Raw genomic sequence first — 14,746 nt, forward strand, 5'->3', positions numbered from 1 at the left:
CTATTAGTGTTTCCAATTCCAAACCACTACATTCCATTCTACATCGCTACTATCTGTATAAGTGTAAATCACTTCAAATCCGATACGCTTGTGAGCATTCATCGACCGTAAATTAATACTGGCAATTTCAGTGATTGCGAAATCGTACTTCTTTTTAAAGTAATCTTTATAGGCGTTGTAGCATTTATCAAATAAGCCTTTCCCTCTATAATCGTGCGCTACGCAAACCTGCCCAACTACAATATAATGGTAATTAGAAATGGGTTTCTCCTGATACATGATGTGATCGAAACTTTCGTACATTTCAACCAGTTTTGGAATGTCATTTTTAGATTGTTCGGTCATGGCCAACACATAAGCAACAAGCAATTCACCATCTTTTGCAATAATATTGGGTTCATGCTGATGCATTTTTTCCAGATCATCAAGCGAGTGCGAAACCGTAACAAAGCCTTGCGCTTTAATTTGCTCTGGTGTTAAATCCTGCTTTAGGTTTTGCTTTTGAAGTTCAAGAATTCCTTGAAGATCTTTAGTTAAAGATGTGGTGATGGTAATCATTATGATACTGCAGATAACTTATGCTTCCATTACAATGATAGTTAACATTAACAACAAAATGAAGCAATTTCCGGCTAAAATTAAAACCCTGGTACGGTAATTAGCCCATGTAAATGTAATTGCGCCTTGAGTTATCTGTTTTTGAGCGGCGTTATTTCGTATCACTAAATAAGGATACTATGAATTTAACTGGATAATAACACTTGAAGAATAAAATCTGCTTTACTCAATTTTTTAACATTTATATATTATCTACCTTTGTTGCATGTTTTTATATAATGTTACGCTCATCCTCGAAGATGCAGCAGCCGAAGAATGGTTACAATGGATGCAGGATATTCACATCCCTGAAGTGATGGCAACAGGTCTGTTTGTTTCTAACCGTTTATTAAAGGTTGTTGATTCACCTAATGAAGGGGTTACTTACTGTACACAGTACGTTGTAGAAACACTAGATAACTACAATAAATACCAGGAAACATTTGCACCAGCTTTACAGGCCGGATTAAACGAAAAGTTTAAAAACCGTTTTGTTGCCTATAGAAGTTTGATGGAGTTCGTCGCTTAGACTTCGGACTCCCGACTAAGGACTCCGGACTTATTTAAGCTTCTCGTTATTCTTATGCCTATCCGCATCTCGAATACTCTTTTTCTCCAGGTTCTTCTCTAAAGCATCGGTTAAGTTTATACCGGTCTGATTGGCTAAACAGATTAATACAAACATTACATCAGCCATTTCATCGGCCAGGTTTACGGCTTCATCACTCTTTTTAAACGACTGTTCGCCGTATTTACGGGCCATAATCCGTGCAACCTCCCCAACTTCTTCCATTAAAATGGCGGTGTTGGTTAATTCATTAAAATAACGGATCCCTGTGGTATTAATCCAACGGTCTACTGTTTCCTGTGCTTCGTTAATAGTCATTTTTTTCTTCTTCTATTTCTGATTTTATGATACCTGTAACTTCTTTTTTTGCGCCTTCCAGTAAAAAAACTGCCGCACCTTTTTCTCTGGCATAAGGATTTTTCAATTCGCCAATTTTAGTGATTTTATCAAATAATGGTTGCTCTCTCTTCCTTTGAGGATCTTCATCACCAACCCATTCTATTAAAATTAAATCTTTAACCGGCTTATCCATTTTAAACCAATACAGGTAATCGGCATTGTACGATACCGCATTGATGTTTTTATATTTTGAATAATAATTGATTGCACCGGCCTGTCCATAATTATCGGCACGTATCAACAGAGTAGATTTATCTTTAACCTTTCTGTAAGCAATATCAACAAGTGCGGCCAATTCTTTCCAGCCCTGCATATCCGCATAATCCTGCGGCAGGTCGTGATTTTTTCCATCTTCCCAGCGCAATGCCCCTACCCGCTCGAACCTTTTATGGTGTGCAATAATTTCGTCAGGGCTATAAACCGGCATCAAAAGCGGTAACAGGTAAATAAACGTGCCTATATTAAAAGCGAAAAGCAAGCCCGTAAGTATAGGTTTCTTCGCTAAAACCCGACTTAAATAAACAGCACCAAAAGCCAATAAAACCGGGTATAAACCCAGGGCATAATAATCTTTTGCTTTAAAATAGCTAAATACGATTAGGGTAATGATGTAGGTCGAAATAATCCAGCTGTATTTCCTGAAATCTTTATAAAAAATCAAACTTCCGATCCCCGCCAGAAGGATAAAAATTGAACTGATAAAAAAGAGAAACTGCCCGATAAAAAAATCGATCCGGTTTACATGCACCAATTGCGTGGCCCGCAAAAGTTTCATGTGGGTTAACACGGGGAAGTGATGGTTAATCTGCCAGATTATATTGGGAAAAATAATTAAAAGCGCCAGTAAAACTGATAGGTAAAGGTGTTTATCAGCAAATATTTTTCGATTTGAGGAAATAACTATAGCTGGTAACAAACCAATTATCAGAAAAAGAACATTATACTTGTTTAAAAATCCCAAAGCCACAAAAACAGCAAAAGCATACAGATATTTTGCTTCTTTTTTATCGAAATATTTCAGTAAATAATAAAATACGGCTGTCCAGGATAAAACATCGAAAGAGTTGGGCTGGTAAAGGGTATTTAGCCTAAGCAGAGAAGAACATATACAGGCTACGGCAACCAAACATTTGGCCAATAAATTCCCTTTTAAAAAATCGACAATTTTCCAGCAATACAATATGGTTGTGGCTCCTATTAATGCAGGCACTAGCTTTACCATAAAAACACCGTTGCCAAAAGCTTTAATCAGCCATGAAAAAAGCGAGGTTAAAGGCGGAACTGAGGTAAAACCTGCAGCCAGGTGATTCGCCTGATCTAAATGCAGGAATTCATCACGTTGTAATTCGTAAACCGAATTAACCAATACAAAAGATAAAATTAGTTTTAGCCCTAAAAAAAATACCAGACAACCATATTCAGTTAAACGGCTTAGGTTTTTATCCTTCATATTAGCTTAGGTTAAAAGTTTTGGAATAATTAATATTGTTTTTTGACCATTCAAGGCTTAATAAGTTACGCCATAATGTTCAAAATTATTCCTTATCTTTAGTATCAATCAATATCGTAACCGGACCATCATTCAACAAAGCTATTTTCATATCGGCACCAAAAATTCCCGTTTTTACTTTTTTACCCAATAAAGCCGATAGTTTTTCGATCATTTTCTCATATAGCGGAATGGCTACATCTGGTCGCGCGGCCCTTGTAAAACCTGGACGGTTCCCTTTTTTGGTCGAGGCGAATAATGTAAACTGACTAATTAGTAAAATATCTCCGCTCACGTCGGCAAGTGCTTTGTTCATCATGCCATTTTCATCACCAAAAACACGCATGCCGATAATTTTCTGTGCTAACCAATCCAGATCTTCCGCTGTATCGGCATCCTCAATCCCCAATAACACTAAAAATCCAGTTTCAATTGCTCCTGTAATCTCACCATTAACGGTGCAACTTGCTTGTGTAACTCTTTGTAAAACTGCCCGCATTTTATAGTACTTTTGCTAACAAAATTGATATGCGCAAGATAAGTATTTTAGTGATTTTTATATTTCTCTTCTTTGGCTGCAAACAAAAAACAGTTGTTAACCCTACTTTTTATTACTGGAAAACAGATTACCAGGACAAGAAAGTAGAAACTGCTTATCTCAATCAGTTTAAATCAAAATCTTTGTATGTACGGATCATGGATGTAGATTTTAATCCCGATCTGCAACTTCCCGTACCTGTTTCACCTATTAAATTTTCGGATCCTATACCTAAAGAAACCGATATTATACCTGTAGTATTTATTGTTAACCAGGTTTTTAATAAGATTGACACCATGCAAACTATCGTAATGGCCGATCGAATTGCCAAATTTGTAGCTGCAAAGGTAAAACAGGCCGGAAAGCCAAGCTATCGTGAACTTCAGATTGATTGCGATTGGACCAAGGGCACCAGAAACAGGTATTTTAAATTTCTCGAACAATTAAAGGCAAATCCGCTTTTAAAGGGAAAGACCATTTCGGTAACCCTACGCTTGCATCAGGTTAAAAATATTGTATCAAGCGGTGTGCCGCCAGTAGAAAAGGCTATTTTAATGTGTTACAACATGGGTAACCTGCGTAAATACGGTGATCAAAATTCGATATTGGACCAGCATGAAATGGATCTATACCTCAAAGATTACCTTGAACAATACCCCTTGCCACTTGATGTTGCCTTACCTCTTTTTGAATGGGCGGTGGTATTCAGGAACGGACAATATGCAGGTATTTCTAAGCGGATCAGCAAAACTCAGATCGATGATAAGAAGCTTTTTAAACAGCGCGAAAATTCCATTCTATACGATTTACTGACTGATTATCCTGCCGCCGGGCTGAAAAAAGGAGATGTGGTAAGATGGGAACAGGTTTCCGCTAAAGATTTACTTGCTACCTCCAAATTTTTATCCCGATATTTGGCTCCAAGAGACCGGAATCTCGTTTTCTACCATTTAGACACCGACCTTTTAAAACATTTTACCAATGAAGACCTTCAAAAAGTTATCGCTAGTTTTTAGTGTATTCCTGATTACCTTTTTCGGCGAAATTGCCGTAAATCTTGCCTGTGGTGGTGAAATAGATCCTTACGATTATTATGTCACTTATTTTCACAACAATGTTGATGGTGATGAATATTCACCTTTTGCCTACAATCAGATGGCTTACCTGAATAGCGAAACGGACATAGAAAGTGAGCCAGATATCAATAGCCGCGAATGGGCTAAATACCTTAATGTTAAAAAAGAGGATGTATTAAAGGTAATGTATAAAACAGATAGTGCTACTGATGTAAAGCTGGTAAATTTTGACGGCAACATTTCACAACTACCTGATAGTTTACAACAGAACAGTTTTATTCAAGCGTTAAGCAAGCGCAAGGAACCCTTAAAGTATTACCTTTTCGCCAAGAGTTGCGAACCTTTAGCCAATGTAAATTTCAACCTTTGGGATTCAAAACCACGCGATACCACATCAATGGAATCAAAAGCCAAAGAAGCTTTAAAATTAACCGAAGCTGCAAAAGACGATTTTCTGAAATTACGTTATGCTTACCAGTCTGAACGTATGTTTCATTTTGCAGGTCTGCATACGGAGAGCAAATCAACTTACGAAACGTATATTAAAACCAGTAAGGTAAACAGTGCAATTAAGGGTTGGGCATTGGCATTATATGCCGGATCGATTCGCAGGTTGGGCAATCCGGATGAATCTGCCTTTTTATTCTCCAAAGTTTTTGCCAGCAATCCTGAGCGGAGAATACAGGCTTATAAAAATTATTACTATACAAGTTCGCCTGTTCAAGGTGCTTTAAAATATGCCAAAACCAATAACGAAAAAGCCAATATCTGGGCCATAAACGGATTCGGAAATGCCGATTCGGGAATAGAAAGTTTGAATAAAGTTTATCAATACGAACCGAAAAGCCAGCTGAACGGAACATTACTGGTACGCGAAGTAAATAAGTTAGAGCAAGATCTTATTGAAGCAAATGACATTGCCAAAATTGGTTATAACTATTACTTTTCGGATAACGGCAATCCTAAATATAAGGACAGTTTAAAAACGGTTAATCTAAAATACCTAAATGAAATCAGGAATTTTGCCGTAAAACTGTCCACAGAGAAGAAATATCCACAGCCGGAATTGGGTACATTAACAGCTGCCTACTTATCGTGGATGGAGAATAAAGATTTCATGGCTTCAAATTACCTTGCGCTATTAAAACCTGATAAATTACCAGAAAGATTGCGCGACCAATATCGCATTACCGATTTATTAATTAAGGCTAAAAACATCAAAAAAGGCAATCCTTTTAATGAAAATGACCTATTGCCTACTTTAAAATGGCTGGATGAAAAACGTTTCGCAGAAAACAAAAGTCAGTCAAACGGACAGTATTATGATAGCGATCAGGCTGAAAAGCGCTTTAGCAGAACGACCAGGAATTTCTACCAACAAATACTGGCACCAGCTTATTTGAATATGGGCGATACGGCAAAAGCAGCACTAGCAATGGTTAAAGGTGATCTAACATTTAAAACCCTGAAAGAGAACTCTCTTTTCCAGAATATGAGCTACCAGAGCATCGCTTTTTGGCAGAAAAACTTAAGTCCGAAAAGTATGCAGGGCTTAGCTGTTTATAAAACCAAGTCCACAGGCAACGATGTTACCGGTTTATTGGCTTCGGCTTTAAACCAGCTTAAAAACGATGATTTTTATGAGCTTTATGGTACAACTTATCTGCGTACGCATCAATATGATAAAGCAGTACAAATGTTTGCAAAAGTTTCAGCAGGCTACAAATATTTTAATCCAGATAATTGGTATGCAGATGAAGCCAATACTAAATTATATGCCAATCCTTTTATTGAGACCATTAACGATTTCCCTAAAAAATATGTAACAGCCAAAGCATCTATTACCAAAAAGGCTTTTGCTGCAGAAATGCTTCGCTTGCAGAAATTAACAATTAGCGATAAAAAGAATGCTGCGCTTTACTATTATAAAATGGCTAATGCCGTTTACCAAACTGGTTACTTTGGCAACAGTTGGTTTTTAATCAGTTACGATTGGTCGTCTTACGACAACAGCAACCCAGCGAAATATGTGTACGATGGCGATTACAAAAAAGCACAGACTGCAAAAGCATGGTATTTAAAGGCCAGGGCACTAAGTACCAATGTCGATTTTAAAGCAAAATGCACCTTTATGCTGGCAAAATGTTTGCAAAAACAAATCATCATGAATGCAAACCCGCTTTCATTTTATTATTACGATAAAAAGGATGTAAAATGGAGAAACTTTATCAAGGCAAATTACAACAACCCTTACCTAAAAGAATTAAGATTTAATTATGCAAAAACGCCTTTTTATGCTGTTGCAGCAGGAGAATGCAGTTATTTAGGAGATTTTATTATGCCAAAAACTCAATAAGCACGTTTGACCATTAAGAAGTTCAGGTAGTTAAGAACCATGCGATAAAACCTTAATGACCTTAACTCCTTAATGGTAAAAAACCTAAAACAGTGAAACTTTGCAGCACAACACTTATCTATTTTAATAGATTTCTCGGCTTCCTTGCACTTCGCTCGAAATGACGAACCTATGGTTACCACCTAATCAGCGCACTGGCCCAGGTAAAGCCCGAACCAAATGCAGCGAGGCAAACCAGATCGCCATCTTTAATTTTACCCGCTTCCCAGGCTTCGCATAAAGCAATCGGTACGGAAGCCGCTGTGGTATTGCCATATTTCTGGATATTATTAAAAACCTGATCATCACTTAGCCCCAGCAACTGCTGCACGTACTGGCTGATACGCAGGTTTGCCTGATGTGGCACCAATAGATCAATATCCTTCTCGGTTAAATGATTAGCTGCCAAAGCCTCTTTAATCACTTCTGGGAATTTTACCACTGCCTTTTTGAAAACTGAGGGGCCATCCATGTAAGGCAAAGCGGCTCCGCTATCCAAAATTTCCTGTGTCATAAACAAACCGCCCAATTCCTGTTCGGGATAGGCAGGCTTATCTTTCAACCATTTATTGGCATGAGAACCTGGATAATACATGGCCAAAATTTCGGCATCGGCACCATCACTATGTAAATGTGTACTTAAAATTCCTTTTCCCGGCTCGTCCGTAGGCTGTAACACCACTGCGCCAGCACCATCGCCAAAAATTACCGATACATTACGACTCCTGGTTTCGAAATCCATCGCAAATGAGTGTTTTTCGCTTCCCACTACCAAAACATTTTTATACATGCCGGTTTTTACAAACTGATCAGCCACAGAAAGGGCATAAACAAAGCCCGAACATTGGTTGCGGATATCTAAAGCTCCGATCTCGCCCATTCCCATTTCACGCTGCAACAATACACCACAGCCAGGAAAATAATAGTCCGGACTTAACGTAGCAAAAACAATAAAATCGACATCCTCAGCGGTAATTCCTGCCCTTTCGATTGAGATTTTGGCGGCCTCAATACCCATTGTAGTAGTGGTTTCCTCGTTACGATCTGCAAAACGGCGCTCTTTAATACCGGTACGCTCCTGGATCCACGCATCGTTGGTATCCATAAAACGGCTTAAATCATCGTTGGTATATACATTTTTCGGAACGTAGTAACCTATTCCGGCTATTTTAGACTGGTGCATGCTATTATTTATATTTTGGTTAAACAAAGTTAGTTAATTAAAAAAGATATGAGAGGTGCGATTTGAGACGTGAGATTTCATTGCAATATTCTAAAATCTAATATCTCAAATCTAATATCTCAAATCTTCTAAATTATTGTTTATTTTTGCACCATGTCTACAGAAACCAAAGAAGAGACCTTTACGCTCGAAGAAATTTTAACTTCCCTAAAAACCGTACATCGCCTTATTTTGTGGAATGATGATATCAACACTTTTGATCATGTGATTTACTGCATGATGAAATACCTGGATTATAACGAATCGCAGGCCGAAAAAATTGCATGGAAAGTGCATAATGATGGGAAATGTCCGGTTTTAGAAGGCTCATTTACCGAAATGGAAGTTTATCGCAAAATTTTACAGCAGGAAGGCTTAACTGTTTCTGTTGATTAAGGCTACTTCTTTTGCGAACAATCCTCGCAACAACGTCATTTCGAGCGGAGTGCAACGCAGTCGAGAAATCTATCTAGGCAGATCTCTCCATTTCGCTTCGCTACAGTCGAGATGACGACTTATTCTGTAAAATTAACTCTCTAATCTTTTTAAAACCTCATTTAACCCAGCCTGTGTGGTCTGCGTTTTATCTTTAGCGTACCAGCCATGAAGTTTTTCTGCCAAAATTGGCATTTCAGTGCTTTCTTTTCTCCACTCTTTTAAAAGCTCCTGCAAAATTTGTGGTCGTGGACCCCAGGTCGCTAAAACCTGGTCTGCTGATTCATTTAACACAATTAAAACCGGGATTGCTCTCCCACCGTTGGTTAAATGCGCATCTATCAATGGAAGGTTTTTATCTCGAAGAACAAATTTCAGATCAATTTTACCTAATGAAGCAGTCGCGATTTTATTGAACACCGGAACAATCTGGGCAGCATCTCCACACCAGCCTTCGGTAATCACTAAAAATTTATAATTTTCTTTGAGATGATCAATGGTTGAAGTCAACTCATCGGTTAAGCTAACTGTTTTATCCACGCGACTCATTCTTTGCACATTCATTTTAGTATAGTGCAAATCGTAAGTTACATCACCTGTAGCTTTTCCCTCCAACAGAAGTTGATCAATCAATGCACGATAGGTTTGATAATCCATTCCTTGTTCGCTGAAAATTTCGCTGTAATTAACCATGATATTTAAAATTATGTCGCAAAGGAAAGGAGAAAATCAATCAAAATAATCACGGATTTGCAAGAATCGCTTCGCGGATAATTACACAAATTTTAGGATTACAGTGATATTTTTTCACTCCTGTCATGCTGAGGTACGAAGCATCTGCATCCGATGAAACAGATGCTTCGTGCCTCAGCATGACAAAAAAATTGCTAAGCCTCCATCAACTTACTCACATGCTGCGTTAAGGCCACAAAATCTGCCACGGCTAACTGCTCGGCACGTTTCTCGAAGTAGATATGATCGTCCATTTTATCTTTAGGCATCACAGCAGAAACAGCATTACGCAAAGTTTTTCTCCGTTGGTTGAAACCTGCCTTAACCACACGCCAGAATAATTTTTCATCGCAATCTAAAGTCTCCACTTCATTTCTGGTTAAACGGATTACTGCAGAGTGTACTTTGGGTGGTGGATTAAATGTACCCGGTTTAACCGTAAACAGGTATTCGATTTTATAATAGGCCTGAAGAAACACACTTAAAATCCCATACTCTTTGTTACCTGCAGGTGCTGCACAGCGTTGGGCAACTTCTTTTTGAAACATCCCAACCATTTCAACAACCTTGTGGCGGTTATCTAATATTTTAAATAAAATCTGTGATGAGATATTATATGGAAAGTTACCGATAATGGCGAACTGGCCAGGAAAAATAGCATCGAAATCAAGTTTCAGAAAATCGCCATTAATCAACCGATCGCCAAGCTGAGGGTATTTTTCATTTAAAAAATGGAAAGATTCGGTATCAATATCGATAAGATAGGTTTCCAGATCTGTACGCTGCAGCAAAAAATCAGATAAGATTCCCATTCCCGGCCCTACCTCTAAAACCTGATTGTATTTATTGGTATTTACCAAAGCCTCTACAATGCGGTTGGCAATGCCTTTATCGGTTAAAAAATGTTGTCCTAAATGTTTTTTCGCTTTTACTAAACTCATACCTTAAAATTAATCGAATATTTTAACCGCAAAGGGGTGCTAAGATTCGGCGCTACAGACGCAAAGATAGACTTATTATTTCTTTGCGAATCAATCTCTGTTCTTTGAGGTTTCATTTTTTTTAAAGGGTTTAAACGAAAATCAGTAATTTGCGCTAAAATTTTCCAGTAATTATGAGCGATAAACTTAAAATTGGCATCAGTATAGGCGACGTAAACGGTATAGGTTTAGAGGTAATCATTAAAACATTATCCAACCCTGCTATTTTAAATTATTGCACTCCAATTGTTTATGGCCATACCAAGGTTTCATCTTTTCACAGAAAGGCGAATAATCTGGGCGATTTCAGTTTTAATGTAGTGAACCATGCCAACCAGGCACAGCCAAAAAAGGCAAACATGATTAATTGCTGGGAAGAAGATGTAAAAATCGAATTGGGTCAGGTTACGGGTACAGGCGGAAAATATGCCCTTTTATCTCTTGAACGCGCAACAGCCGATCTGGTAAATGGCGATATCGATGCCTTGGTTACTGCGCCAATCAATAAACACAACATTCAATCAGAAACTTTTGCTTTTCCGGGACATACAGAATATCTTCAGGAAAAAAGCGGAAGTAAAGATGTGCTGATGTTTTTGATCAGCGAAAATTTACGCGTGGGTGTAGTTACTGGCCACATTCCTGTAAAAGATGTTCCAACCTCGATTACAAAAGAGAAAATCATCAGTAAATTAAAGCTGATTAACGAAAGTCTGAAAAAAGATTTCTGGATAGAAAAACCAAAAATCGCCGTTCTGGGTTTAAATCCACACGCTAGCGACAATGGTTTATTAGGCGCTGAGGAAGCTGAGATTATTACACCAGCCATTCAGGAAGCCTACGATAAAGGTATTGTTTGTTTTGGACCATACCCTGCTGATGGCTTTTTCGGCAATGGCAGCTACAAACAGTTCGATGCCGTTTTAGCCATGTACCACGATCAGGGTTTAATTCCTTTTAAAACGTTAGCTTTTCACAATGGTGTAAACTATACCGCTGGTTTGAACTTCGTGCGTACCTCTCCCGATCATGGAACAGGCTACGATATTGCAGGTAAAGATTTAGCGGATTCCACTTCATTTACAGAGGCTTTGTTTTCAGCCATCCACATTGTAAAAAACCGTCGGGAGCAGGAAGAAATGTTAGCTAACCAGTTGCGTTCAGGCGGAAAGGTTGTAGAAACCCAGTTCGATATTAAAGATGATGCTTCTTAAGGAGTAGAAGGTTGAGGGTAGAAAGGTTGAAGGTTAGCTGAAAGACCAAAGCAAATAAACGTTAGGATATAATAACCATGTCTGCCGACTTCGGACACCCGACCCCGGACTTAAAAGGAGTAGAAAGACTAAAGCTGAAAGACCAAAGATACATTAAACTCAGATGCACTAACGTGGCTTAGGTGGTCAACATTTTTTTTTACAATCACTTTTTTTGCAAAGCAAGGTCTTGTGTTACATCGGTTCCGAAAGTCCTGCTTTTCCTACAAGCCCAATGAAGAATTGGGGCTTTTCGTCCAATCAGGTTTATTTTAGTTAAAATTGTGCATCAAATTAAAAATGAGCGGCACTAAAAAAACCAATTCCATTCTCCCTACAATTGTTATTGCGCAGTTTCTCTGTACATCTTTGTGGTTTGCTGGCAATGCGGTATTACCCGACATTGTTAAAAACTTCCCAACCGAAACCAACCTTTTGGCCAACCTCACCAGTATGGTGCAGTTCGGTTTTATAAGCGGAACTTTAGTATTTGCCTTTTTTGCCATTTCTGATATTTTTTCACCCTCAAAAGTGTTCTTTATCTGTGGAATTGCAGCTGCCTTGTTTAATCTTGGCATCTGTTTAGAACTACCAGATGTGCATTTATTACTGCTCTTTCGCTTTTTAACTGGTTTTATGCTAGCTGGAATTTACCCCGTTGGCATGAAAATAGCATCCGATTATTTTAAAGACGGACTAGGAAAATCCTTAGGTTTTTTAGTTGGTGCTTTGGTTTTGGGTACTGCTTTCCCTCATTTATTAAAAACATTTACAGCAAATTTTGCCTGGCAATATGTAATCTTTGCTACTTCGTGTTTATCTCTAACTGGAGCAATTGCTATTTTATGGTTTGTGCCAAACGGCCCATTTAGAACTGCCGGACAAAAGTTTGATTTCCGTTCTTGTTTCAATGGCTTTAAAAATCCAGGTTTTCGGTCTGCCGCTTTCGGCTATTTCGGGCACATGTGGGAACTGTATACCTTTTGGGCTTTTTTACCAGGCATACTGTTGCTTTACAATACTAAACATGCTCATACAACTTTAAATATCCCGCTGTTTTCGTTCTTAATTATCGCATCAGGAGGTTTATCCTGCATGATTGGCGGTTTGCTCTCACAAAAATTTGGTGCAAAACGAGTTGCCACCATTGCCCTTTCCATTTCGGGGTTATGCTGCCTGCTCTCGCCTCTTTTCCTATTCAGCGGCTCAGTCTATTCTTTTCTTATATTTTTATTCTGCTGGGGTTTATCCAGCACAGCCGATTCGCCACTATTTTCTTCCTTAATTGCTAAAAATGCGCCAGAAAGTTTAAGGGGAACTTCATTAACGCTGGTCAATTGTATTGGCTTTGCGATTACGATTATTAGTATCCAGGCAGTCAACTTATTATCAAAACAGCTAAATGTTCAATATCTTTATATGGTATTGGCTATTGGACCTGTTTTGGGATTGGTTGCTTTAGTAGGTAAAAAACGAATTAGGCACAATTTCCAAAATCTCTTATATTGCAGAAAATTGAAATAAAAGCTGCTTATGGGACTTGACATTCATCTAATTACCGATAATCAGGAAGAATTATTCTCTCTACAAAACTCATACAGCCATACCGATTATTTCAATCAACATAGCTTAAGCAGAACTTTTTGTAACCTAATGTTGAGGGAAAACGTTATTAGCGGGGAAACTGAGCTTGATCAAATAAGTCGAATGATCAAAATAGACATTTCAGCTCTTTACGATATGGAACAATACTGGAACGAAGAGTATATAGATTACAGATTATCTGTTGCTGAAACTGAAAAAGAAAAACAAGTGGTTTTTGAGCAAATCGCTTCAAGTAAAGAAAAACTTAATGGAAACATAGATCTCGTTTTGGAAACTATAAAGACGATGATCGAAAAGCTTTCACAATTTTGTAACCTAAGCGAGAAATTAAATAGTTATGGTAACGATACTTTGGGCTATGAATATTATTTTACCGACTTTGATCTTGATAAAGGAGAAGGATATATTGGTAATAATTTTGGTCAGGATTTAAGAAATTTTAGAAAATTCTTAGAATATGCAAAAGCCAATGGTGCCAATACAGTTTGGTTTAATTACGGATAAAAGAATATAGATATGGAAATTAAATTATCACCTATTATAAAACCCGAAGAATTAACCTGGTTAAACCAGGATGATGAGATCGTAATCATCGATGCCAGTGCTGGTTCAAAAGCCAGATACGATGAACAACATCTAGCCGGAGCCCTTTTTGCTGATGTAAATGAAGATTTAGCCAGCATTGGCGATTTTGCAATTGGCGGACGTCATCCTTTACCAACTCCTGAACAGTTTTCCACTGTGTTACAAAAACTCGGGATCACTGAACATAGCCACGTTATTGTATACGATGATAAAAACGCTGGTAACGCAGCGGCGAGGCTCTGGTGGATGCTGAAAGCAATCGGTCATAAAAAAGTACAGGTTATTGATGGTGGATTCCAGGCGGCTGTTAAAGCTGGTTTCCCAACTACCGACAAAGTGGAGATCCCAAAATCGGTTGAACCATACGAAGTAAAAGAATGGGCTTTGCCTTTATCCGTCATCAATGAAGTTGAAAAAGTAGCCAAAACCGACGATTACATTGTGATTGACGTACGCGATGCCAACCGTTTTGCAGGCCTTACCGAGCCTATCGACTTGATTGCCGGACATATTCCGGGCGCAGCCAATATTCCTTATACCGAAAATTTAGACGCAAACGGTGCTTTCCTTGCTCCTGAAGTATTAAAAGAAAAATACGAAGAAGCCCTTGCGCATGTAAAACCCGAAAATGTGATTGTACATTGTGGCTCGGGCATTACCGCCTGCCATACACTACTGGCTATGGATTATGCAGGCCTACATATTCCAAAACTTTATGTAGGCTCATGGAGTGAATGGAGCAGGAATAATAAGGAAATGGTTTTGGCAAACTAGCCATCTTACAGACCTTACAGGTTTCAGAAACCTGTAAGGTCTTTCAATTGACTTTTTGTTGGTCGAGATTTGCAATCCCGGCTAAATGAACTGTGGAT

General features: G+C 38.4%; 15 protein-coding genes. 8 read left to right on the forward strand and 7 right to left on the reverse strand.

Translation table 11 applies throughout. From position 1 onward, the window contains the following. Positions 1–3: 3 nt before the first annotated feature. A complete protein-coding gene (locus ACUN24_RS01725; RefSeq protein WP_445560977.1) occupies positions 4–558 on the reverse strand; it encodes a GNAT family N-acetyltransferase in 555 nt (184 codons plus the stop codon). A gap of 265 nt (positions 559–823) precedes the next feature. On the opposite strand from ACUN24_RS01725, the gene ACUN24_RS01730 reads away from it, so the two are divergent. Continuing rightward, positions 824–1,126 carry a DUF4286 family protein gene (locus tag ACUN24_RS01730; RefSeq protein ID WP_445560978.1) on the forward strand — a complete coding sequence of 101 codons (303 nt, stop codon included), beginning with the start codon at positions 824–826 and terminating at the stop codon, positions 1,124–1,126. A gap of 30 nt (positions 1,127–1,156) precedes the next feature. Here ACUN24_RS01730 and ACUN24_RS01735 read toward each other — a convergent pair whose 3' ends face one another. The 3 genes from ACUN24_RS01735 to dtd form a co-directional block, all read right to left on the reverse strand. After that, positions 1,157–1,483: a nucleotide pyrophosphohydrolase gene (locus ACUN24_RS01735; protein WP_445560979.1), complete on the reverse strand. Its 327-nt coding sequence runs from the start codon at positions 1,481–1,483 to the stop codon at positions 1,157–1,159. Further along, positions 1,473–3,014 carry a glycosyltransferase family 39 protein gene (locus tag ACUN24_RS01740; protein ID WP_445560980.1) on the reverse strand — a complete coding sequence of 514 codons (1,542 nt, stop codon included), beginning with the start codon at positions 3,012–3,014 and terminating at the stop codon, positions 1,473–1,475. Before ACUN24_RS01740 ends, ACUN24_RS01735 begins: the two co-directional genes overlap by 11 nt. Positions 3,015–3,099: 85 nt before the next feature. Further along, positions 3,100–3,552 carry a D-aminoacyl-tRNA deacylase gene (gene dtd / locus ACUN24_RS01745; RefSeq protein ID WP_445560981.1) on the reverse strand — a complete coding sequence of 151 codons (453 nt, stop codon included), beginning with the start codon at positions 3,550–3,552 and terminating at the stop codon, positions 3,100–3,102. A 29-nt stretch (positions 3,553–3,581) separates the two neighbouring features. On the opposite strand from dtd, the gene ACUN24_RS01750 reads away from it, so the two are divergent. Next, positions 3,582–4,607 (forward strand): hypothetical protein, encoded by a 1,026-nt coding sequence (locus ACUN24_RS01750; RefSeq protein WP_445560982.1) that lies wholly within the window; start codon positions 3,582–3,584, stop codon positions 4,605–4,607. After that, positions 4,573–7,023 (forward strand): hypothetical protein, encoded by a 2,451-nt coding sequence (locus tag ACUN24_RS01755; RefSeq protein ID WP_445560983.1) that lies wholly within the window; start codon positions 4,573–4,575, stop codon positions 7,021–7,023. Before ACUN24_RS01750 ends, ACUN24_RS01755 begins: the two co-directional genes overlap by 35 nt. Positions 7,024–7,198: 175 nt before the next feature. Here the strand turns inward: ACUN24_RS01755 and ACUN24_RS01760 are convergent, their stop codons facing one another. After that, complete coding sequence (locus tag ACUN24_RS01760; protein ID WP_445560984.1) at positions 7,199–8,245, reverse strand: 3-oxoacyl-ACP synthase III family protein; 1,047 nt, start codon at positions 8,243–8,245, stop codon at positions 7,199–7,201. Between the two features lie 153 nt (positions 8,246–8,398). On the opposite strand from ACUN24_RS01760, the gene ACUN24_RS01765 reads away from it, so the two are divergent. After that, positions 8,399–8,680 (forward strand): ATP-dependent Clp protease adaptor ClpS, encoded by a 282-nt coding sequence (locus ACUN24_RS01765; protein ID WP_029274160.1) that lies wholly within the window; start codon positions 8,399–8,401, stop codon positions 8,678–8,680. Between the two features lie 132 nt (positions 8,681–8,812). Here the strand turns inward: ACUN24_RS01765 and ACUN24_RS01770 are convergent, their stop codons facing one another. Then, on the reverse strand, positions 8,813–9,412 hold the full coding sequence (locus tag ACUN24_RS01770; protein ID WP_445560985.1) for a thioredoxin family protein: 600 nt from the start codon (positions 9,410–9,412) through the stop codon (positions 8,813–8,815). A gap of 194 nt (positions 9,413–9,606) precedes the next feature. After that, the gene (gene rsmA / locus ACUN24_RS01775; RefSeq protein WP_445560986.1) at positions 9,607–10,392 is read right to left on the reverse strand and encodes a 16S rRNA (adenine(1518)-N(6)/adenine(1519)-N(6))-dimethyltransferase RsmA; all 786 of its coding nucleotides are present in this window, start codon (positions 10,390–10,392) and stop codon (positions 9,607–9,609) included. A gap of 173 nt (positions 10,393–10,565) precedes the next feature. Between rsmA and pdxA the strand changes: the two genes are divergently transcribed. The 4 genes from pdxA to ACUN24_RS01795 all read left to right on the forward strand — a co-directional run bounded on the left by pdxA (position 10,566) and on the right by ACUN24_RS01795 (position 14,648). Further along, positions 10,566–11,645, forward strand: coding sequence for a 4-hydroxythreonine-4-phosphate dehydrogenase PdxA (gene pdxA / locus ACUN24_RS01780; RefSeq protein WP_445560987.1), 1,080 nt, complete (start codon positions 10,566–10,568; stop codon positions 11,643–11,645). Positions 11,646–11,984: 339 nt separating this feature from the next. Beyond that, entirely contained in the window at positions 11,985–13,208 is a 1,224-nt protein-coding gene (locus ACUN24_RS01785; protein ID WP_445560988.1) for an MFS transporter, read from the forward strand. Positions 13,209–13,217: 9 nt separating this feature from the next. Beyond that, entirely contained in the window at positions 13,218–13,793 is a 576-nt protein-coding gene (locus ACUN24_RS01790) for a hypothetical protein (protein ID WP_445560989.1), read from the forward strand. 12 nt (positions 13,794–13,805) lie between these two features. Continuing rightward, positions 13,806–14,648 carry a sulfurtransferase gene (locus ACUN24_RS01795; RefSeq protein WP_445560990.1) on the forward strand — a complete coding sequence of 281 codons (843 nt, stop codon included), beginning with the start codon at positions 13,806–13,808 and terminating at the stop codon, positions 14,646–14,648. Positions 14,649–14,746: the final 98 nt, after the last annotated feature.

The sequence above is a fragment of the Pedobacter sp. WC2501 genome (assembly GCF_052682415.1).

Coding starts and splice junctions, on each gene's coding strand:
- ACUN24_RS01725 (WP_445560977.1), bottom strand. CDS start 558: ATGATTACCATCACCACATCTTTAACTAAAGATCTTCAAGGAATTCTT.
- ACUN24_RS01730 (WP_445560978.1), top strand. CDS start 824: ATGTTTTTATATAATGTTACGCTCATCCTCGAAGATGCAGCAGCCGAA.
- ACUN24_RS01735 (WP_445560979.1), bottom strand. CDS start 1,483: ATGACTATTAACGAAGCACAGGAAACAGTAGACCGTTGGATTAATACC.
- ACUN24_RS01740 (WP_445560980.1), bottom strand. CDS start 3,014: ATGAAGGATAAAAACCTAAGCCGTTTAACTGAATATGGTTGTCTGGTA.
- dtd (WP_445560981.1), bottom strand. CDS start 3,552: ATGCGGGCAGTTTTACAAAGAGTTACACAAGCAAGTTGCACCGTTAAT.
- ACUN24_RS01750 (WP_445560982.1), top strand. CDS start 3,582: ATGCGCAAGATAAGTATTTTAGTGATTTTTATATTTCTCTTCTTTGGC.
- ACUN24_RS01755 (WP_445560983.1), top strand. CDS start 4,573: ATGAAGACCTTCAAAAAGTTATCGCTAGTTTTTAGTGTATTCCTGATT.
- ACUN24_RS01760 (WP_445560984.1), bottom strand. CDS start 8,245: ATGCACCAGTCTAAAATAGCCGGAATAGGTTACTACGTTCCGAAAAAT.
- ACUN24_RS01765 (WP_029274160.1), top strand. CDS start 8,399: ATGTCTACAGAAACCAAAGAAGAGACCTTTACGCTCGAAGAAATTTTA.
- ACUN24_RS01770 (WP_445560985.1), bottom strand. CDS start 9,412: ATGGTTAATTACAGCGAAATTTTCAGCGAACAAGGAATGGATTATCAA.
- rsmA (WP_445560986.1), bottom strand. CDS start 10,392: ATGAGTTTAGTAAAAGCGAAAAAACATTTAGGACAACATTTTTTAACC.
- pdxA (WP_445560987.1), top strand. CDS start 10,566: ATGAGCGATAAACTTAAAATTGGCATCAGTATAGGCGACGTAAACGGT.
- ACUN24_RS01785 (WP_445560988.1), top strand. CDS start 11,985: ATGAGCGGCACTAAAAAAACCAATTCCATTCTCCCTACAATTGTTATT.
- ACUN24_RS01790 (WP_445560989.1), top strand. CDS start 13,218: ATGGGACTTGACATTCATCTAATTACCGATAATCAGGAAGAATTATTC.
- ACUN24_RS01795 (WP_445560990.1), top strand. CDS start 13,806: ATGGAAATTAAATTATCACCTATTATAAAACCCGAAGAATTAACCTGG.